Source organism: Salinibaculum rarum, from assembly GCF_030505615.1.
GTDB lineage: Archaea > Halobacteriota > Halobacteria > Halobacteriales > Haloarculaceae > Salinibaculum > Salinibaculum rarum.
Map to the genome: position 1 here is coordinate 2,649,545 of NZ_CP129992.1, position 20,807 is coordinate 2,670,351.

Below are 20,807 nucleotides of genomic sequence, written 5' to 3' on the forward strand. Positions count from 1 at the left end.
CCGAATATTTGACGACGACCGTCGGGGCAAAGTTTCTCACGGCAGTTCAGAACCAACAGTGGCAGCAAGCAAGTGCGATTCTGATGACTCGGAGTCCACACTACGGTGCGTTTCTCGAGACAGTCGCCAAACTCGAACCGGCCGAACCACAAACAATCCTCGAGCGCCTCCAAGCGGACCACGAACACTCCCCATATGATTTCAACCAGACGAGTATCGACATCGTCGGCGATTGGGGAGAGCGATTGGGTGCGATTCAACGGAACGCATTCACTGGTTCGTACTACCGTGCAACAGAAACAACCGCGCCACCGAATTTTCCGTTCATTCTCCTCATGGTGTTCGATGAATTGGAGGAGACAGCTGGTGTCAACCTGAGTCAGCGGTATCTCTCGATTCCGGAGTTGCGAGAACACGTCTGCGAGCGGTGTGGATGCGTCCGGGCAGCCTTCGATAAAGCGCTGCTACAACTGGCCAACCAGAACATCGGGAAGGTAGAATTATCGGGTGCACCGATGGATACCGGCGCGAAAGAGGCGAAACTCGGCATCAAGCAGATTTCGCTCGCAGAGTCCGGTGGCTTAGTCTCGACTAACCAATCGACTGACCTCGTGATGAACGGCGTTGAACAGCACGGCAAGCAGTATTACTACCTCGCTATCCACGACGACAACCTCACATACACACAGGAGACAAACAAATGAGCAACGACGCATTCACCATTACAGACACCGAGCGCGATTACTCGATGTATGACATCGAAGCAAACCCGTTCCCGTATAGCCCCGTTCCAGACGAGGATCCAGAGGTATACTGCGGGCAGGACCACGTCGCCGAGGCGGTGAGCGATACCGTGTCGACACTGCTCGGGTCGGGGAAGTCGAAGCACTTGGTGATTACTGGGAAGTACGGCAATGGGAAGTCACACACCCTGAAATACGCACGATCACTGGTGCGGGACCGAGACGATGTCCTCGTCGGCTATGTGGCACAACCAGGCGAAGGCTTTCTGGATATTTACCACGAGTTCATGTATGACGTCGGATTTGATCGACTCCAGGAGATTGCCTACGAATTCTTAGCTGCTGTGGCCCGAGAGGAGATTGACGCGAACCCAATGGGTGCCAACGCAATGGAGGAACTCATTGACAGCGGTGATGTACTGCTTTCGGAGATAGTGCCGACAGCGATTCAGCGACTGAGCGACATCACAAAATTCGCTGATTTCGCCCGCGCGATTGTTCATATGGTCTACGAGGATACGAATCTCTATGCCTGGCAGTGGCTGACTGCGGAGGGTATTCGCTACGAGCAGCGCAAAGAGATGGAGATTCATAGCGCCTTAGATGATGACACTATGGGTGTCCGGGCGTTCACGTCGTTCAAGAATCTCTTGCTGGAGTTGGGATATACTGGTGTCTTTGTCTTCATCGACGAGTTCGAAGCGATTGCACGACTGAGTAATAAGGACAAGCAGGCAACTCTAAACAGTATTCGGCATCTGATGGATCAGAACAGTTCGGGGTTGTCAATCCTGTTTGGATGTGCTCCGGAAGTATGGCAGGATGTGATGAGTGAGTACCACGCCTTTTCTGAGCGAATTGGAAATGAGGTGGCTCTTAAACCACTCACCGACGATCATATTCGCGAACTCGTCGCAAACTACTTGGATACGACACGGAACAACCGATCCACGTCAATTACTCCCTTTACCCAAGACAGTCTCTCAGTCATACTACAGATGTCGCAAGGGAACATCAGACAGGTATTGTCGACGTGTAGTCAGGCCCTTGATGCCGCAGTCGAAGACGGCCGCGAATCTATTGATGCCGAATTCGTACAAGAGACACTCTGAACAAGCCAGGGGATACACAACTACGCTCAGTAACCCAGGAACCGTTTTTGGATTTTACTAGGCTGATCAATGAGGATTTTGTCAAAATCGAATACAATCAAATATATTCAAAAGTATCTACGAGAACGATTAAAAACAATCGCTTTCAGTATTGATTCTACACCCGGGGTCCAATTGTAGCTGTGCTTCGAGAATTTTACCGAACAGTCGGCCGCAATGCAAGCTTCGCAACTTGGTCTATCACGCTACGGCCACTCAGGGTGATAAAGTGTCTGTAGGTTCTCGTGCACTTGCTGGCCAAACCCGGTCGTATTGAGTTCATTATGGCTGGTTTCGTAAGCAAGATCAAGATGGAGCGCCCACGCGAGGTGTGCTTGAACTTTTTTCTTCCAAGCGTTGATACTGTCGACGTTTCGGTATCCATCAAGATGCTCTATTCTCATTTGGAATTTTTCTGCTCGCACTTCTGTTTCAGTGTCTGCAACTGGTTCTGTCGCCAGCAAGTTGACTGTTGCAAGCATCGGAACCCAGTTTCGCTCAAACAGCAGCGAACCGAACAGTGATTGCTCGACCGGCGATAGAGTTTCTTTGGCCCCCACATTTGGTTCTCCGTCAAGTCCCTGTTGGGAGGGAGACTCAAAATTGCGGGCTAACCACATTCCCTGTGGACGAAGCGACCCATCTTCGCCGAGTAGTCCCAATTTATTCGATCCTAAAAAAGTCCGTATCTGGCTGGGTTTAGTCTGTTCCGCATCAATAGCTACCTGTTCGATTATATCTTCTTCAGTTTCTCCCGATCTATCCCAATGTGCTTTCACAAGTTCACATGCGTAGGGAAGGTCTCCCCAAGTAGGTTGTGCACCTGAAAGGTGTGGAGAATCAGACGCAGTTGGATCATACATGTTGCCAAGTTTTTGCCCTTTGATTATAATCCTGGGGGAGCATGTGGAGAGCGCAACGTATAGGTGAATCCCCGCCCGCTCTGCTGACAACAAGGTTCACACATGCCGGAGACTATTCATGAGGTCCGCGACAATCAACGGTATATCGTTGGTGACGTCGAGGACGTTCTTCCTACTCTCGAGTTGAACGCAGACGTGATTTGTCTCGATGACGCCTGGGCCCGTCCGCAGCGTGCGGATTGGTTCGGGGTCGAGTACGAGACCCACGATTTCTCTTCGGGTGCGGATTCTGATGGAATCACCACGACCGATATTTTGGATCTATGTAAGGATTCGCTGGTCGAGGGTGGGTGGTTGATTGCTGATGCCGATGATTGGCTGTTGCCTCGACTAATCAATTATCTCCGTAAAGACTGGGGTGATGTTGCTGCGAGTTACGATGGAGGGGGATACCGCCGAATCGGTGGTGTAACGTTCCAAACGAAGGCTGGAGAACCAGACAAAAGCACGCCTGGAATGTATCTCTCGAATGGTGGTTATCCAGTTGTTTTCGCTCATAAGGGAGAGACAGACAGAAGGACATCAGTGTCTGCACGTCAGATAACACGTCAAGCATCATTTGACGGGGATTGGGGCAGCGTGAAACCAATTGATCCATATCAGGCCTGGCTGGCCGGTCTACTGAATGAGGGAGAACATCTGGTGGTACCTTGTGCTGGGACTGCACCTGCTGCGATCGCCGCAGAGCAACTGTTTGGTGAAGACATCCAGTACACATGCATCGACAAAGAGCCGAAAGCCCTCGAGATGTTCAAAAAGCGTCGGGATGAGGTCAAACTCACTGACGAAGGCGAATTATCGACTTTCGAATAACGCGTCTCGCGGTCAATATACGGTACGCAGCATGCTTTGGTTTAAGCTATAAGAGCTCTCACACCCCGTAGATGGCCAGAGGTTCTTTGCGTTGGCCTCCAAATCGCTATCCAACCATGTCAGTGGATAAAATCACAGGTGTCAGGACTGACTCCGTAATCATACTCAAGGATTCTCTAACAGCTTCTAACAACTCAGGAAATCAGATGGGCTATCTTCGCTCACTCCCCTATCTATACGAGGAGGGTATCTCTCGTTATACGTTCCCCCCTGGATGGCTTCGGCGGCGATCTCCAGAAACGTTCGATGAAGTCCTAGAAGAGGCAGAGGATGACTCATGGTTTAATTACCGCGCATTGCCGCCATTCCCCTTCGAGTACACTATAATCGACCAGAATATGGAATCTGACGAACTCTCGTACCAACACATATGTCAATATACTAATCAGGAGATGGAGTGTTATAGTAACGCTCGGACTACGCATAAACTCCTGAGAGCATACCTAAACGAACGCATTGAAGAGCTATTCCTTGTGACAGACCAGTCTTCATTCTCTATTAGTGACACGGTGTCGAAAAAACCTCTTCGGGAGGAATTACAACATGCAGAGGTCTTATCCTACGAGAATATTGCAAAGCAGTATCTTCGACGGGAGTTTGGCACCCCTAGCCTATCGTTCGGAACTACGCTCAACATCTGGCTCCATAGAGCGGCTGCTGATTACCAGGAGGCAATGGAAGAAACTCCGCGCCGGATCGCGGATCTATTCGAGTTCGATGTTTTAGAACCCGGAATCCGAACCTGGGACTTGTTTGAGTTCTTAGCGTCAGAGGTCTCGCATGAGAGCACCGATCACATCAACGCGACCGTTAGGCCGTGGATTGAGTCCGATATAACCAAAGTCGAAACTAACATCCGAAACGCCCTTCAGGAGTTTGATTACGATCGAGAGGCCGTTCGTAGGTTCAGAGAGTCCGGCACCCGACCAGACTAATCCTGCTCAACGGACTTCATTTGGGAACGAAGTTCTCCAGAGAATGTTGACTTCACATATTTTGTCTTGCCACGCATCTCAGCGGTGACGACGTTGGCTGCCTCAAGTTGTCGAACGTGCCTTGAGATGGTACTTTTTGCTCTATTGAGCTCTTCCGCGAGTTCAGGGATTCCTATCGCTGATTCGTTTCTAACTACTGCATCAAGTGTCTCAGTTGCGGACTCGGGAATTGCTCCCGTTATTTGAGGGAGCGGAATTTCTTCGACACTCCCATCAAGATCACTGAACTGGAGTGTTTTGTCTACTGAATCAGGGTGTGCGAGAGTGGCCGTTCCAATAGCCAGATACAATTCGCGGGGGCCTCCACCAAAGTTGATAACCAACTCACCTTCATTCTCAATTATCACTCTGCTGCACTCCAAAACTGAAGTTTGAAAGTCCTCAAGTGGAATTGCTCGCTTTGTCACTTTGTACGTGTTTACCCCGAGGATTCAACGGCCGGCACAGCCTGAGTCCGTGAAATCATCTCGTTGTCTCGGGAAACTCGCTTGAGTTCGTCGTAGGGATTGCGTCCCTGCTGGCGCCACGTCGCCAGCAGGGACAGCAGCGTCTCATGAACGAACATTCCGCGATCGTTCCGGAGCGTTCCGATAAGTTTCCGTAGGACCACCGGTTCACGGAGCGCGTTTTCGGCGGCGTTGTTTGTCGGAGAGACCGCTGGCTCACCGACGAAGGTGAGCCAGTGGTCGAGGCCACCTTCTATCTTTCCGAGCAGTGTTGCCACTGGTCCGTCGGGAACTGACCGCTCAATCAACGACTCAACCTCTCTACGTGCTACGCGCTGTAGTTCAGCTCGCTCACGAATGGTCAAGTCGCTCTCCAGCCGAGTCTGGAGAGCGACGTACAACTGCTTGAGAGAGTCGTAGATCGGTTTGCCTTCTGGCTGCTTCTCAGCGACATCTTCAGCCTCTCGCAGAATATGTGCCCAACACCGCTGTAAGTTGTCGCTGAAGGCTGGATAGGCCGTCCATCCATCACAGATGACCGTTCCCGCGAAGTCCTCGCCGAGGACTTCCGCGGGAACATCGCTCCCACGACTCTCTCTAACTGCGTACAGCGTGTGGCTCTCGGTGGTGAACGTCCAGATCCAGGCCTGCTCGCCGTCACGCTTGATTCCTGTCTCATCGACATGAACAACGTCAGCCTGCTGGATCTGACGGCGAATCTGGTTGTATTCACAGCGACCGGCGCGCGCAGCGCGCTCGGTCGCGTGCCATGCGGACGCGCCCGACAACTCCAGTCCATGCAACTGGTCGAAACGGTCTGCAATCTTCCGATAGGGGAAGCGATAATCATACCTCGACAGTGCTGATTGGGCGATAACGTTCACCCCGAACTGCCCCTCATCGGGGCAGTCGGGGTGTGTAGCGACTGTCTCAGTCCCACAGGAGTCGCACTGGTAGCAGTGGCGGTTGTATTGCGTGACTTCTGGTGGCTGTGGGTCCGGAATCTCCTCGACGAGTCGGGGGCTGACGCCCACCGACTCGTCGAAGTGTTGGCCACACTCTGGACAACAGTCACAGGTGACCTCAACTTCTTCGTCTGGATCAGCTGTAGAGCGCCACTCCGGGTCGTGACCGTCCTTTCGTCCGGGAGTGCCGCCATCAGTTCTGACATCGTCGTCTTCGTCGTCTTGCGAGGTCGGGGACTCGTCAGTCCCCGACCGTCGCTTACTCGGTGGTGTATGTGGATTCTCGTATTTGCGAAGGCGTGTTTCGAGTTCTTCGATTCGCTCTTGCTGCTCTTCGATTCGTTCGTCCTTTTGCTCAAGTTTCTCCTCCAGCTCGTCAATTCGCTCTTCCATCTGGAGAAACCGTGAGAGAAGTTCGTCTTTGCTGAGGTCATCCCAATCCACTATGACCACCTCAGCGTTACCTCAGCAGGGCTACCGGGATGGTCTCCGATAGTGACTAGACTAACTTATTGAGATAGTTGTCAAGATGATTCTCGATCCACGAGGAGGCGAAGCTAAGTTGGTTGGTCAAATTTCCGAACAGTTCTGTGATTCGTCTTCGATACTCATCTCCACCTTCGACAATGAATGGCGAAGATTCCCACTTGAGACTCTTCCAAACTGGCTCGATCGGATTGAGATCGGGCGATCCCACTGGAAGAAATATCAAATCTATCCCGAGTTCGTGTGCTCGCTTGCGCGTGTACTTACACACGTGTGACGAGAAATTATCCAACACGAGCAGAATCCGCTTGCCAGGATTCTGCTCGCGGACCTTCTCGAAACACCCGCAAATCTTCTCTTTCTCCTGATTCGGTGGAAACGACAGGACACTCTCACCGTTGAGGGCGTAGAATCCAGCTGCTGGTGTGTCGATCTTCACCAACTTCCGCTCAATGTGTGGCTCATCAACCGTATACATCCGCTGAGAATTGTCCCACGGTTGTGGGTGAGAGATATCGAAGAATCCGACAACAGCGCCTCCGTCTGTTCGGATATCCTCGTCGCGGTCCCAGTCTTCGTCGTCAGTATCATCTTCGCGTTTGTTGTGAGGTTGCTCAAGAGCCTCCTCGTCGAACGCGTACCTGACGCGTTCGTCGAGGATTTCTTCGGCGTTCTCTGGTCGCTCAGGGCGTTTTGTTCGAGGAATGGCGTAGTGGAGGCCGAGTTTATCCAGAAACGTTGGGAGGTAATGTGGGTGATATTCGACATCGAACTCCTCGTTGAGAAGATGCTGAATCTCTTGTTTCTTCCAGGGCTGTCCCTCACGGAGGCGTGCAATGAGTTGTTCTTGTTCTGCTTCGTCGAGCTTCGGGGGCCTGCCGCCCCCGAAGTTCGGCGTCAGTTTTCCGAGTCCACCTTCGTTCCACCGTGTCACCCAGTTACTTGCCGTTCCTTGTGAGATCCCTATATCTTCGGCAGCAGTTGCCAGCGTTGCACCATTGTAGAGCCGTTTGAGAAAGGTGAGGCGTTTGTATTCCTTTATGTCGTCTGCCTCAGCCTGTAATCGGTCAAGTTCTCCCTCACTCAGATGTTTGACGACATTTCTCTCACGGCCAACCATACACCGTCCAACTCACGCCAGCTTCACAAAAGCTTCCCTGAGATACTAGCGGAGACCATCCCTGGAGAAATTCAATTAGCCCTTGTTGAGGGTACATATCGCCCCGATTGGTCGCCTGTTACGAGATAGTGGCGAAATTCATCGGGGCTAAACACGTACGTCACTTTCACATCTGGTTGTATCTGCTGAACCATTCTTTCGACATCCTCGATCGCCTCTGCTGCTCGCTTGTCACTTTCCTCGCCATCCGGACGTAACAAAACAATCTGGTCGCCTTTGTCGATCCCCTCACTCAAAATGGGTCGAGTAATTCGCGTACTATCGTACCCAATGGGTGATATATATACGGTCATACAAGTTATTTCGTTTCGTCTTACTATACAAGTTCTGTTGCAGAGAAATGGAATAGAACAAGTGTAACTCACGACTCTCGACTGGCAGATATTAAGACAGAGTTGATACAACCAATTGTTCTATTGTCTTATTGTACATATCGGCCCATAACTTCGAAATTTATGGCCGCTGACTCTACCATATCCGAATAATTATTTTATTCCCGATACTTTCAATACGGAGGCGTTTCAAGAGACTTTGGTAGGAGAGACCTAATGAGCCTGACCTGCCATCCTGAAGGGAGAAATGATTGATATGTTCGGTATTTTCAACTGAGTTCTAGGTGGTGCATAAGATGAGTGTTCGACATATTCCCGCGCGTTTTGATAAATGACCATACTAATCCGTAATGTTACCGGGGCAGATGTATTGACAATTCGAAAAACAGTATCAGACGACGGACCGATAAACAGGGACGCACTCATTAACGCGTATTTTCCGGGGGACGGATCGAACCCACAAACGTCTGATCAACGGAAACCGCTTGAAGACGCCATTGAGTTTTTGATTGAGACTGACCAGATACACGAGACCAGTGATGGCTACGAACTGACTTCTACGGCAGCAGCGTTCGACGACTCCCGTCTTTCCCTATTATCTGGGATACGGTCAGCAGACGGCGAAGATGCTGCATACAACGAGGTGCTTGAGTACCTAGCAGAACAGACTGAGACGCTCGCTGATAGTGGTGGGGAGCTTCTGGACGAAATGAGCGATAGGGTGCCGAATGCCAACTGGAATAAGCAGAAGCTCAGGTACTGGTCCCGTGTTATGGCGGAACTAGGAGTTCTAAAGGAGATCAACGGCGAGAAGTCGAACCTCTTGATTGGTCCAAGCCGCGATCTAACGCTCCGCATGCTCACCGACGTGGCAGGAGAAGGAACTGCGTCGACGGCGTCGGTGGTAACCGACATCGACGAACGATATCTTCCTGTGCTAGGCGAAGGGAGGGACGTTGCCCCGTATTTTGAACAGACGCTACTCTCACTTCAAGAGACGAACGACGTATTGTTGCAAACGGTCAGCGACATTGGCCAGAGTGTGGACATCGGCGGGACAAGCTATAGCGCTATCGAGGTGATGACGAATGAGTGAAACATACAACATCCAGTATCCTAAAAATTGGACGCACGAGGCTATTCAAACATACCTCACACAGGAGTCACAGCAAAAGAGCCGCGAGCGGTTCGAAAAAACCCATGTCCCAATCCGCCGGATTAGGGTCACCCGCAATAATAACGTCCCTGGATTTGATGAGGATTATATTGATGAGCAAGCGTTTAGAAACGGGGTGATTGCGTCCGATCTTAAGGATGACAACCGGATGTTCTTCGTTGTTGGCGAATCTGGAAGTGGTAAGTCAGAACTCTGCCAGTGGCTTCAGTACAAACTTCAAGACCGAGCCGAATCAGACGATTCTGAGTTCACGCATGTACCGATCCACATTCCACGCCAGGTTCGAGAACCCCGCGAAGTTCTAGGTCGTCTTGCAGACTATCTCGAGGATGAAGATCTCGATGAAGCAAAGCAGCTTGCCAATTTACCTCCGTCGGGCGTCTTCGAAAAAACGATCGGAACCATCACCGTCGCTTTCGAAAAAGGCGATGCAGTAGTTGAACTCGTGGAAGACGAGCAGTTCCGAGAGACGATTCGAGAGAATCTTGAAGAATACGTCGACTCCTTTGACGACCCAGAGTCAGAGCTCGAGTTCGAACCAATCTCTCAGGCGACGATCTCAGACTTATTGGAAAAGTACCCAGCAGTCAGAGAAGAACGGGGTCAACAGGATGCATCTGCCTCGGAGGAGTTGTTCGACATTATCACTCGACAAGCAAAGGAAGCAATAAAAGATATGCTATTTGTTGGGGATTTAAAAGAAACCCTCCGACAAATCAACCAGCGCTTTCAGGAGCGCAACGAACGCCCGGTCCTCATAATAGAAGATCTCACTGGCTTCACAATTTTCCAGCATGAAATCCTATCATTCTTCTCCGATTTAGGAGCCTCGAACTGGGATGTCATTATTGGTGTGACGACAGGTATGGAACAGAAGCTCGTTGAGGGTCGGCGTGCAGATATCGCATCACAGGATACGATTAATGACCGCATCTCTGCCCGGGTTACTCTTACCGAGCAGACTGAGGAAGGGTCGAAAACACTGTTCCTCGAACAGGAAGGAGTCTACATTGAGCTTGCACGGACATATCTGGACGCAATCAAAGAAGAATCTGATAGAGAGTTTACTCCTGGCCCCGGGCTTTCAAACGACGAACTTAACGACGTATTCGGAGATGGACTGTACCCTTTCAACGAGGAGTTTTTGACCCGAATCTACGAGAACCTCCAAGAAGACGATCAGCGCAAACAAACTCCACGGGTCTTCCTGAAGTTCGTGCTTGAAGGATTGCTTGATAATGACAAGCCACCATTTCAACATGCGGAAATACTGGATACCCTTGGAAAGGTCCGTTGTATGATCACGGCCGACTATAAGGGCGCTGACCGGAATATTTTGAAATGGTACGGAACGGAAGAAAAGGAAGAAGGCGTTCAGCGTGTCAATCCACAGATTCCAGAGGTGTTTGGAATCGAGAGTGATGGCAAAGGGCCGCTGACAGTTGGTGATTCAAACCTCTGTCCAGAGTGTAGTGCTCCGATGGAGAACACCGAAAGTGGTGCGCTCGTCTGTCGCAACTGCGACACGACATGTGATGACTGCGGTGCACGAATGGAGAAGAGCGATGAGTACTGGATCTGTACTGAGAACCCGTCTCACAAGAAGCCTATCGGTGGGAAGAGAGGTCTATACGAAAAGCGGCTACAGGATCTACTTGATTGGCGGGGAGAAGGGTCCGAATTTAACAAGACATCACATATCGAAGATGGTGCCGAGCAGGCAATCCGATTCTTCTACAAACACCCGACGAGCCTCGTGAGAGAGGAGTGCCGATCTAGCAATGCCGCCGCATTCTGGTGGAGTAAAGGTGGTAGGAAAGTTCCCATACACATCGATAATGGAGATGAACCAGATTACCGTAAGGTGGTGCTTAGTCGTGATCTCCCGGAATCTTTGTTGAAAGACCTCCTTCGTCTAGGAATTTATGACGAAAGTACGACCGAAGAGCATATCCAAAATGGAGCAGTGAACGCTCACCAACTCCGAACGTGGGCCGACGACGCTGTCGAGGAACTTCGAACTGGCCTGGAGACGGATATTAGAGACGAGTTCGGATCTGACATTGACAAAACAGCTTTGCTTGGCAAGTATCTCTTGAATATCTTTACCGGAAACGGGGATGAGTTCTCGGCAAAAGCGCTTGCACAACCGGTTGATATGAATAACTTCCTTAGGTCCGCAAAACCAAGAAATCTGGATGTCAAGATAGGGGATCTTGAGGATTACGGCGAGTCGCTTCTTGGATTATTCCACGCGCGGTTCCATCTCCGAGCGAATATGATTGATTATGAGCGCCTCAAATCCCACGTCGACGCCACCTCGCCGCACGAACTCTGTGCAGCAGTCGGTCAAATGTCCTCTGGGATTACTGGATTTAAATTAGGCCCAACACGAAGCGATGCGATTGACCTCAAGGACTTTCTCACAGAGCCAACTCACTTTGGGATCCGGTCTCACGCCCGATCACTCAAGGAATATTATGAAGACGAACAGTATCGAGAGAAAATACACGGACTGAAGGGGACATTCTCTAACCTCCATAGTTTCTACGCTCCAATAGATTCGTTCGACGAAATTGGTTTATCAGAAATAGAAAGCGCGTACGATCATTTGCCAAGTACACATCCACCGGAATCGATAACGAACTTCCAGGGCCTTGATGACGATCAGCAGGAACGGTACGAGCAAACGTTGAAGCAGCTTGGGGCCATCACTGACAAATTGAGTGAAGTGTCCACTGTCTGGGAATTCTTCAGTGTATACTATGACGTCGCTCAGGTCAAATACGGTAAGTACAGCGAATACTATAATAATCTTGATGACTTGCTGACGGATTTAGATGATTTAGACAGTGATCTTGAGCGAGAGGTGAACAAACTTGAAGATAAAATACAGATCGATATCGACACCCAACCACTTTCAGACTGTCAAAACACAGCTAACGGGTTATTAGAGGAAATGGAGGGAACAAGATGAGTATCGTTGAGAGAGTTGATAGCATCAATACTCGTCAAGAACGTATAGATGAGTTGGCCAACGATGTTGATGAAATAGAGGAACGTCGTCGGAAAGCCGAACGGAAAAATGACGCTTTACGGAGTCTCAAGTCGGAACTGGTGGCTTTTCAGAGCGATTACAAGACTGTTTCCAAGTGGCAATCATTAGCCGATAAGATGGAGGTGCAGTACAAATCAGAAGCACTTGAAAAAATAGAGGCCGGTATAGAGCGCGACCTTCGTCAGTTCACGAAGAAAGATTTCGAGGAGTTCGCTGATGCTGAGGAAATCCGCGAACTGGAGCGGGGTTTCAGCACTCGGCACAACAAGTTAGATGAGCGGCAACAGGACATCCAACAGAGTATTGAGAGCCGATGCGGAGAGTTCTTAGACGAGTTGGCGACAAAGCGAACGGTGTTGAGAATCCCAGATATCGGGTCTGATGATGACGAGAAAACTATCGAAGAATTCCAGAGTTTCCTTCAAAAACACAAAAACGGGAATCTAGGCAAAAAACCGGCAGCGCGGTACGCAGAGTTGGCGGCGGCATACGAGGATGTTGAGATCAGTTTTGGAGGAGTCCAAGATGAGTACAATATTGGCGATGAATCAATGGCAGAGCTCAAGAAACTGCTGAAAAACAAGAGAGTAACGCTGGCTGAGATTGACGAGACCGTGCTCAGAGACCTCAAGAACCTCTCAGAGTTCAGTCAACTACTCACAATTCAGTTCCAGGAGGATAATTAAATGACATCTGAATTTAATCCGATCGAACTCGGAAAACACGCCCAACAGAACTACGCGAACTACCTCATTGGAAACAATCAGCGTGGCTATCAAGGACTGCTGGAGAACTTTGCTCACGATGAGGACGAAACCACCGAACAAGCGTTCATCCGTTCGAAGGGGCCGTACCTCCAAGGGGTCGCATCAGCCGCCTGGAGTGACACCTCGTGGGCCGACTTCGCCAATCAGGTTGAGGGGGAGTTTGCACCAAATGGGTTAGAAAAGCCGTTAATCGACGCGTTCGAAGCCGAAGGGTTCGAAAATCTACAGGTGCACCAGGAAGAAGCCATTGAGTGGCTTTCTGACGACAACCACGCACTTATAGCGGCAGGGACCGGGCGTGGAAAGACTGAATCCTGGTTCATTCCGATTATGCAGTATATCTTGCGTGCGAAGCAAAATCGGATTGATGGGGTGGCACCGAAGAGTATCAAGGCGCTGTTGACATATCCAACAAAAGCACTTGCCCAAGACCAACTCAAACGATTCATAGAGTATCTCTGGTTTGTCAACCGGAAATCCAGCCTTGCTGAAGACGAGTATATCACTATCGGGGTATACGACGGTGACACGCCGAGGCGTGGGCACCGAAAAGACGGTAAGAGCACTCATAAGTATCTTGAAGACTCGTTCGAATACTTCGAACTCCCAGATCGGATCGCCGACGAACTCGCTGAAAGTGACTCGATTCGGGAAAACGAAGCACCTAACCTCCATGTTAAAAAAGACGGGCAGGAGTACTATCTCAAGGCGAGGGGCGGCTATGGTGGTGAGTTCCTCCGATTCGTGCACTTGACTCGAGATCGGATCGAAGAGGAACAGCCCGACATACTACTAACAAACCCGGACGCCATCAACTATCGATTGTTTAACATCAACGATCGCAATGCCCACAATCTGTTTGTCGATCAGCCCAAATTCCTTGTGTTTGACGAGGTCCACACCTACCAGGGGCTGTTCGGTGCCCACGCGTCGATGTTGGTGAAGCGACTCAGAAAGCTCCGAGATTCGCGAGGTGTGGAGGATCCGTTGCGACTCATCGCCGCAAGCGCAACCATTGGCCAGAAGGAAGAATTGTTCCAACGACTCTTCGGAATTCGCCGTGGCGACCCATACAAAGTTATCGAAGAAGAGGTGGGATTCGATGATGATACTGAAGAGACTGATCGAATGCCACCAGGGACACTCCCGGAGTTCATGCGGACAGCACAACTGGATGCCGAGACTGTTGAAGACGATCTTGAACGTTGGCGAGAGGGCGAAGATCCACGGACCCATGGATGGATTGCGGACCTAGACGTTGACCCACAATACGGTCGTGGCCCGGGTGCAGTTCTAGAACTAGCAGCAAAGAGGGGGTCTCTGGGTTATCTTGTCCACCTTCACCAGGCACTTCAGCAACCCAGTGACGAAGAGTATGGACTTCCCGACGCACCACGCGCAGCGGATTTCGTGGAATATATTCACAATACTTACGCCTCAGTCGGCGACGAGGAGACCGCTCGCCGCGTCGCTCAGAACGCACTTGAGCTATTCGAACTCGCTGGGTATGAAGTTCGGATTCATGTGTTCAACTGGCCAGTGGACGGTTACTACAAATGCCTTCACTGCCACAAGATCTACGCGAAACCCCAGTCCTGTGACTGTGGAGAAGAGGGTGAGCACAGTCGTTACGTCACCAAAATCCGGCTCTGTAACAAGTGTGGTGAACAAGTCTACGAAGGTTGGTACTGTCCCGACTGCGGCGACGTGAGACCGGTAACACAGGAAACAGAAGGTGAGTATCTCTACGCCGATGAACCAGAGTGTGCCCACGAGAATCATGGAACACTGACTCGCGTATACTGGACACCAGATTATGAATGCACTGAGTGCGGACGAGAGGCCCATCCATCGGAGGCGCTTGGAGACTGTCAGCAGTGTGGCGGAGCACTCACCCGAACTGCCGACGGGATTGTCTGCAAGAATCCCGACTGCGGGGCGACCGTTGACCGGTCAGCGAGCGACTGTTACCACTGTGGAGGCGGATTAGAACTCGAAGATGACGTTTCTTACGAGTGCTCTGATCCAGAGTGCTCTCTCCATGGGCAGTCACAGGATGGACTCTCTTGCGCGGACTGTGACAGTCACCTAGTTCCCAAACTCGTCCTCCCGTGGATATGCGCCAATGAGGAACACGGAGCGAAGCACGGCCCAACGCCGCCAACCGAGGGATGTGAGTGTAATACCAGTACCTTTGTTTTACAAGGTTATCTCGATACACAGGAAGCAGACTACTGCCACGAATGCAACGCTGATCGCTCAGATGTCTACTATTTAGCCGGAACTGGGTGTGCAATCCACGATGACGATGCCGTCGAACGGGTCCAGAAGTCGTTCAACCTCCGTGTGGCTTACCTCGACACAAGTGGAAACGTTCGGCTCGAAACACCCTCGAAAGGCCGGCACGCCGTTCCATGCTATCACCCCTACCGAGACTACGACACGTTGATGCGGTCACCAATAAACACGGGGGTTACCATGAGCCAGTTTATGCTTCGGCGACTGGCGGATGCGGAGTCGGCATCACAGCGCCAGGCCAAACTCATGTCGTTTGCCGATTCCTACCGCGATATGGAACGATTGGCCAATGACTTCGATGAGCCGGAGCGCCTACTGTTCATCCAACAGGTTCTTCTCTCATACATGGCTGACGAGCGTCGAGCGACGCTCAAAGATGTACTTGATGACACGATCCAGCAGGCCCGTGAGTACTGGGATGTCTTCGAAAACAAGGATGACATCATCAATGACGTCATCGGTTATATCGAATGGCGCCACACCATCACTGGCCAACTAATTCAGGGTAGTTACCGATTGTTCAACGGAGACTTTGGCCGTGAGTATGGCCGGCTAGTCAATGACGGGTTACTCGACGTCGGATTAAAAAAGCGACCGAAGACAGACGCTGAACGACACGTTTGTCAGGAATTGTTCGAGGGGAACCGTCAGGATCAAGATCGCCTCATTGAATCACTCCGAGACGATAGAGGTCTCGAGAATCCGACCGAGACGATTAGCAATTTGCAGGATCGCGGGATCATCCAAGTCAGCGACCAGAGTGATCGTGTTTCCTTTGATCCGGAGACAATCGAGGTTCGATTCGTTGATGACAATCAGCCCATGCGGTACCTCCACGAAGTGGACCAGTTCGTTAGTGATCTCAAAGCCGAGGTGACCCCAGAGAAAAACTACGAACATGCTATTGACTTCACGAGTTCGTACGAGGAGCGGGCCGATCTTTCGTCCCCACATTTCACGCGGACCGCTTATTGGGCTGCCGGAACTGGGGCTCGGATGTTGCTCAGCCAGGTATACAAGGGAGATCAACAGGCAGACGAACGCCGACGGATAGAACACGAATTTAAGCGCAACGCCACGCCAAACTTCCTCTCAACGGGGCCTGCGATGGAAATTGGGATCGACATCGGTGACCTAAACAGTCTTCTTCTGCTGGGAACGCCACCGAACACGAATGCATATCTCCAGCGCATCGGGCGTGCAGGCCGGTCGAGTGGGAAATCACTCGTGACGACGATCAGTAAGCGAAACCCGATTGACTTTTATTACCACAAACGGCCGGACGAGCTTATCGAGTCTGAGGAGAAACCGGTTCCGCTGAACCAGCACAACGAACATGTGCTCAAGTCTGCACTTACGTGGGCGATCATGGATTACATCGCAGCGTACTATGCGATACCCTGGAAGAAAGCTGACGAGATTGAGGGAACCAAAATTACTCCACCTGCACCGAACGAGTGGGACCGTTTCAAGAAGGAAAGCCCTAGCGAACAGGCATCGAGTGAATTCGAATCGTTCACGAGCATCTACTACCGAAACATCCAGGAGGTCACGGACGGGAAATGTTTGGCAGTTCTGAAGCAAATCGCGACGCAAGACGAGGGTGTCCGTGCTTGGCTTGAGGATTTGCTGGACTACGCGTATTGCCAACAGTGTGGGCACATGTTCGACGCTGATGTTAGTGGGACTTGTGACAATTGCGAGAGCACGGAGGAACTTAGGGTTGCCCGCCGTGAGTTTCGCGACATTATCGACGAAACGATCGAGCAGTTCGGCCACCGGCTCGTGACCTTTGCCAAAGAGTACAAATCCGATATTAAAGAGGAACTCGAAGAACTCGAGGACAACAAAGCCGATCTCCGAGAAGTCGTTGAGGACGAGGATGACTGGGGATGGGATGAGGATGACGGCCAAGACGATACGGAGGAGGCTCAGCGAAAACTCGAACGGGTCCGCTCGCAAATCAGAACACTCGAAGACTTACTCGATGAGTACAAGGAAGCGACACTCTCGGACATCCACCAGCAATCGAACCGCTCAGCTTATGTCCCTCAGATGCGAGCCTTCGGGAATAATGTCTCTGTGACTCGCCACGTCTACGACTCTGACAGCGGTGAGACGAGAGCAACCCAGGACTCCAACTGGGATCGTGATGAATCCATGGCGCTGCGTGAACTCCATCCCTACTCCTACAGTTTGAAGAGTAAAAGGGGGTACGTCACCACGCGAGTCCATGAGGATACCGAAGAGACGCGCGCGCTCAAGAAGCGACTTGGGGAAAAACGCCTCTTTTGTGAGGCGTGTGGCTTCGAAGGTCGCTATGAAGGACAGGCCGGATGTCCAGAATGTGGTGAAACAGATGCTGTTAGAACCATTGAACCAATTTCCCTCAAGCGAGTCGAGCTCTCCGATAAATCCAGGCAGTTCGAGGCCGCGAGAGCGAACGAAATATATCCGCTCTCAGATTACCACACAAATCCTCAGAGTACGTATGCCAACGTTGAGACGACCGTAGAGGAATTCAAGCCCAGTCAGAAATTAACCCTTCAATCTGCGTCCGGTGAGAGTCTGGTTACGATCGAACACGGTGGTCTAGAGATTATCGAAACGGTTAGCTCATACAGTACGTCTTATAATGGCGGTGCACGCGATCCGGGAGACCAGCCGTTGACCCTTTGTCGTGAGAGCCACTGCAACAGTGTGGTCGTCCAGCAGAAAGATGAAGATCAGGTCTGCCTTCGGGATCCTAAACACAATCAGTCGGCACAACAAGACGTGATGGTCGGTCGTACATTCCAAACCAAGGGATTGCGGTTGAAAGCAATCGACCGTCGAGTTTCGCCGGAGACACTTCACACTCTAGTTCATGGGTTCAGACTTGCACTTCAGCGGATCGGTGGAATAGAAATTCGCAGTCTTGATGAATCGTTTAACGACGGTGATTCTGAGGCGTTCATCTTCGAGGGCACTATTGGTGGCAACGGAGTGACGAAGCTCCTATTTGATCAATCTGATGCGGGCTTGCGGCAACTCGAAGATGCTCTGAAAGTCATGGAGGAGAACATTAGTGGCTGTGACTGTGCTGCGGGTTGCCCAGAGTGTGTTTACCAGTATGGGTGTGACGAACGCAACGATGAACGGACCTTCAACAAGGAAGATATGCTGGCTATTGTGGACGGACTGACAGCAACCCCAGATGACATTGAGATCGTTGCAGACGACTGATTGTCACAGGAGTCTCTCCAGCCGTTGATTTCAAGGGATCTACCACTTTCTTTGGACACAGATGATTGCTGACCTTCCAGACGCACTCCAGGCTCACTCGGCTGGCCAATACTGGGGACTCACGCCGGAGAGTCTTCTGCTCTACAATAATGCGACCATCACCGAATCGGACGAGGCGTGGGCTGATCTCCGTCGCTACTACGACATCACCGTGTACGTAACCAACCATTCCGTTGACTGGGAGACGTACACTGATGCACTCGGAAAGATTGTCGAAGAATGGTTTACCCCGACGACTCGACGTCTCGCACAACACGCTACGACGGCGACGGCCAAGCAGTTCGTTCTGGGAGCCGCCTACGAGGAGGAAGGGGGTGTAATGCGACTCCTGCGAACAGCCCAGGAGTACGATGAGGATGCGGAAGACGAGACTGCGGTAGTGTTATCCCGACGAGATGCACAGTCGATCGCTTCGCAGCAAGATATTAACATCCTGAGGACGCTCGGGGTACTGCGAGCTACGATGGAGGGGTTGCAGTTTGACCGAAAGATCATACGGAGAGTGCATGGTAGTCGCAACCTGACGACCTCTGAGGCGTGCTGGGCAATCCTCGCACGATTGTGCGAGGCTCATAATATTTCGAGGGTTGAGACGGCCGTCCCGCGACTGCTTGAATCGTTCGGGGTCACACCCGTCGAAAACGGCCCGACAAACATCCAGGGGAGCCTCCCTGTGTATGCTGGTGACAGCCGCGTCTCGGATTTTGTGGATGAGCTGTTCGATGAAGAGTCCCAGGTAGTGTTCGAAGAATTGGCAAACACCTTCACTGGCCGGGCAAAACGACTCCGCCGAACTACCGGTTTATCTCGGCCTGAGGCCCCGGTCGAGTCACCAGAGTGGCCGATCACTGACCGAGCAGCAGCGGTTTGTGCGGTTGCCAGCCAGCATAGCTGTCCGGTGGCAGTTGAGTGGCTTCTTGACGTCGAGTTAGACACCGACAAGTTCGAGTTACATCGTCGACTTTCCGATGCAGGCTTCGATGTTTCGCTTGAAGAAGAGTTGTTGAGATTCGAGGAGTCGTACACTGGTCCGACCGCTCCTGATGCGGTTTCAGCCTACGAGGCCTACGTCGAGAGTGAGCATGACCGTGCAATTGGGATCGCTACTACTGCACGCCAGCTTTCGGAAGCCTTGGATGGTGCTTGGACAGATCAGCGAACTGACCTGCTAGCCGCGGGTGCGTCCCGATTGGACGAGACCACCACGGCGCCTATTGAGTTCATATTCTCCATGTTCGATCCGATGTACCATGCTGACGAGTACGAAATCGAAGGGTACGTCGGGGAAAGCCCCCATCTCGCAGACGAGATCGAGCGCATCAGGGAATGGAGAACGAATCAACCCCACGATGCGGTGTCGTTCGCGGATAAGGTCCGGGAGATTTGTGCCCAACCCCTTGAAGAAGAATCTGTTCCGCCACGGCTCCGGGTGATGACACCATGGATGAATTTCAGCATAAAGGAATATACCGCACTTTTCCAACGATTGCTCGCCAATGATGTGCAAATTCAATTGCTGATTCGGTTACCTGACCCGGATGACTGGTCTAAAATCAAAAAGAATTTCCTGACCCGAATTGGCGATACTCGGGGAAATCTCGAACTCCGGACCTACACCCGCTACAAGAGGTTCAAAGATCATACCCAACTCCGCAAGCACAAACGGGATGAAATCGATAACGAAGGTGATGCGTTTGTCTCAGAGACGGGTGTTCACGCCAAGCTATTCGTCGCGGGGGACGCGAACGATGGCGCTGTTCTGGCAGGAAGTGCCAACCTCATGGAGAACAGTTTCTACTACAATCCGGAAGCTGGGATCCATACCCGCCATCCTGAGGTAATCCAGACGGCAATCGACTACTTTGACCTTATTTGGGAAGTCGCCAAACCGGACGCTATCGACGAGTCGGTGTTTACTGGGAAGACGAACTTCGAATTTTACCCCAAGGTGTATCGGCCTTAGGTTCACGGGAGTAGTTTTTGGCTGATTGCGAAGTACGAGCGTGAACCACATTTCGCGGCCCGCGGGTGCTATTTTCGTCTGTGTAGACTTTGAAGGGACATTCAAAACGAACAACTTTCGATCCACATTATAATCGACCTCGCGGCGCAAAATCAGCAAGAACAA

General features: G+C 51.3%; 13 protein-coding genes. 9 read left to right on the top strand and 4 right to left on the bottom strand.

What is annotated here, in order from left to right; translation table 11 throughout:
• Positions 1–83: 83 nt before the first annotated feature.
• Together QYL91_RS13725 and QYL91_RS13730 are read left to right on the top strand one after the other, a co-directional pair.
• The gene (locus QYL91_RS13725) at positions 84–704 is read left to right on the top strand and encodes a hypothetical protein (protein WP_302081059.1); all 621 of its coding nucleotides are present in this window, start codon (positions 84–86) and stop codon (positions 702–704) included.
• The gene (locus QYL91_RS13730) at positions 701–1,855 is read left to right on the top strand and encodes a BREX system ATP-binding domain-containing protein (protein WP_302081060.1); all 1,155 of its coding nucleotides are present in this window, start codon (positions 701–703) and stop codon (positions 1,853–1,855) included. The genes QYL91_RS13725 and QYL91_RS13730 overlap by 4 nt, the downstream gene beginning before the upstream one ends.
• A 245-nt stretch (positions 1,856–2,100) precedes the next feature.
• Here the strand turns inward: QYL91_RS13730 and QYL91_RS13735 are convergent, their stop codons facing one another.
• Positions 2,101–2,757: a hypothetical protein gene (locus QYL91_RS13735; RefSeq protein WP_302081061.1), complete on the bottom strand. Its 657-nt coding sequence runs from the start codon at positions 2,755–2,757 to the stop codon at positions 2,101–2,103.
• A gap of 102 nt (positions 2,758–2,859) precedes the next feature.
• Between QYL91_RS13735 and QYL91_RS13740 the strand changes: the two genes are divergently transcribed.
• Together QYL91_RS13740 and QYL91_RS13745 are read left to right on the top strand one after the other, a co-directional pair.
• Positions 2,860–3,630 (top strand): hypothetical protein, encoded by a 771-nt coding sequence (locus QYL91_RS13740; protein WP_302081062.1) that lies wholly within the window; start codon positions 2,860–2,862, stop codon positions 3,628–3,630.
• Between the two features lie 116 nt (positions 3,631–3,746).
• The gene (locus QYL91_RS13745; RefSeq protein WP_302081063.1) at positions 3,747–4,625 is read left to right on the top strand and encodes a hypothetical protein; all 879 of its coding nucleotides are present in this window, start codon (positions 3,747–3,749) and stop codon (positions 4,623–4,625) included.
• On the opposite strand, the gene QYL91_RS13750 is transcribed toward QYL91_RS13745, so the two are convergent.
• The 3 genes from QYL91_RS13750 to QYL91_RS13760 all read right to left on the bottom strand — a co-directional run bounded on the left by QYL91_RS13750 (position 4,622) and on the right by QYL91_RS13760 (position 7,702).
• Positions 4,622–5,032: a winged helix-turn-helix transcriptional regulator gene (locus QYL91_RS13750; RefSeq protein WP_302081064.1), complete on the bottom strand. Its 411-nt coding sequence runs from the start codon at positions 5,030–5,032 to the stop codon at positions 4,622–4,624. The two genes, QYL91_RS13745 and QYL91_RS13750, sit on opposite strands and share 4 nt — an antisense overlap.
• Positions 5,033–5,103: 71 nt before the next feature.
• Positions 5,104–6,489: an IS66 family transposase gene (gene tnpC / locus QYL91_RS13755; protein ID WP_417750580.1), complete on the bottom strand. Its 1,386-nt coding sequence runs from the start codon at positions 6,487–6,489 to the stop codon at positions 5,104–5,106.
• A gap of 106 nt (positions 6,490–6,595) precedes the next feature.
• On the bottom strand, positions 6,596–7,702 hold the full coding sequence (locus tag QYL91_RS13760; protein ID WP_302080897.1) for an IS630 family transposase: 1,107 nt from the start codon (positions 7,700–7,702) through the stop codon (positions 6,596–6,598).
• Positions 7,703–8,425: 723 nt separating this feature from the next.
• Between QYL91_RS13760 and QYL91_RS13765 the strand changes: the two genes are divergently transcribed.
• From QYL91_RS13765 to QYL91_RS13785, 5 genes are all read left to right on the top strand, one after another.
• Positions 8,426–9,190 carry a hypothetical protein gene (locus QYL91_RS13765; RefSeq protein ID WP_302081066.1) on the top strand — a complete coding sequence of 255 codons (765 nt, stop codon included), beginning with the start codon at positions 8,426–8,428 and terminating at the stop codon, positions 9,188–9,190.
• Positions 9,183–12,248, top strand: a complete 3,066-nt coding sequence (locus QYL91_RS13770) for an NACHT domain-containing protein (protein WP_302081067.1) — start codon at positions 9,183–9,185, stop codon at positions 12,246–12,248. Before QYL91_RS13765 ends, QYL91_RS13770 begins: the two co-directional genes overlap by 8 nt.
• Entirely contained in the window at positions 12,245–13,015 is a 771-nt protein-coding gene (locus QYL91_RS13775) for a hypothetical protein (protein ID WP_302081068.1), read from the top strand. Before QYL91_RS13770 ends, QYL91_RS13775 begins: the two co-directional genes overlap by 4 nt.
• Positions 13,016–18,619, top strand: a complete 5,604-nt coding sequence (locus QYL91_RS13780; RefSeq protein WP_302081069.1) for a DEAD/DEAH box helicase — start codon at positions 13,016–13,018, stop codon at positions 18,617–18,619.
• Between the two features lie 61 nt (positions 18,620–18,680).
• Entirely contained in the window at positions 18,681–20,642 is a 1,962-nt protein-coding gene (locus QYL91_RS13785) for a phospholipase D-like domain-containing protein (protein ID WP_302081070.1), read from the top strand.
• Positions 20,643–20,807 lie beyond the last annotated feature (165 nt).

Coding starts and splice junctions, on each gene's coding strand:
- QYL91_RS13725 (WP_302081059.1), top strand. CDS start 84: ATGACTCGGAGTCCACACTACGGTGCGTTTCTCGAGACAGTCGCCAAA.
- QYL91_RS13730 (WP_302081060.1), top strand. CDS start 701: ATGAGCAACGACGCATTCACCATTACAGACACCGAGCGCGATTACTCG.
- QYL91_RS13735 (WP_302081061.1), bottom strand. CDS start 2,757: ATGTATGATCCAACTGCGTCTGATTCTCCACACCTTTCAGGTGCACAA.
- QYL91_RS13740 (WP_302081062.1), top strand. CDS start 2,860: ATGCCGGAGACTATTCATGAGGTCCGCGACAATCAACGGTATATCGTT.
- QYL91_RS13745 (WP_302081063.1), top strand. CDS start 3,747: ATGTCAGTGGATAAAATCACAGGTGTCAGGACTGACTCCGTAATCATA.
- tnpC (WP_417750580.1), bottom strand. CDS start 6,489: ATGGAAGAGCGAATTGACGAGCTGGAGGAGAAACTTGAGCAAAAGGAC.
- QYL91_RS13760 (WP_302080897.1), bottom strand. CDS start 7,702: ATGGTTGGCCGTGAGAGAAATGTCGTCAAACATCTGAGTGAGGGAGAA.
- QYL91_RS13765 (WP_302081066.1), top strand. CDS start 8,426: ATGACCATACTAATCCGTAATGTTACCGGGGCAGATGTATTGACAATT.
- QYL91_RS13770 (WP_302081067.1), top strand. CDS start 9,183: ATGAGTGAAACATACAACATCCAGTATCCTAAAAATTGGACGCACGAG.
- QYL91_RS13775 (WP_302081068.1), top strand. CDS start 12,245: ATGAGTATCGTTGAGAGAGTTGATAGCATCAATACTCGTCAAGAACGT.
- QYL91_RS13780 (WP_302081069.1), top strand. CDS start 13,016: ATGACATCTGAATTTAATCCGATCGAACTCGGAAAACACGCCCAACAG.
- QYL91_RS13785 (WP_302081070.1), top strand. CDS start 18,681: ATGATTGCTGACCTTCCAGACGCACTCCAGGCTCACTCGGCTGGCCAA.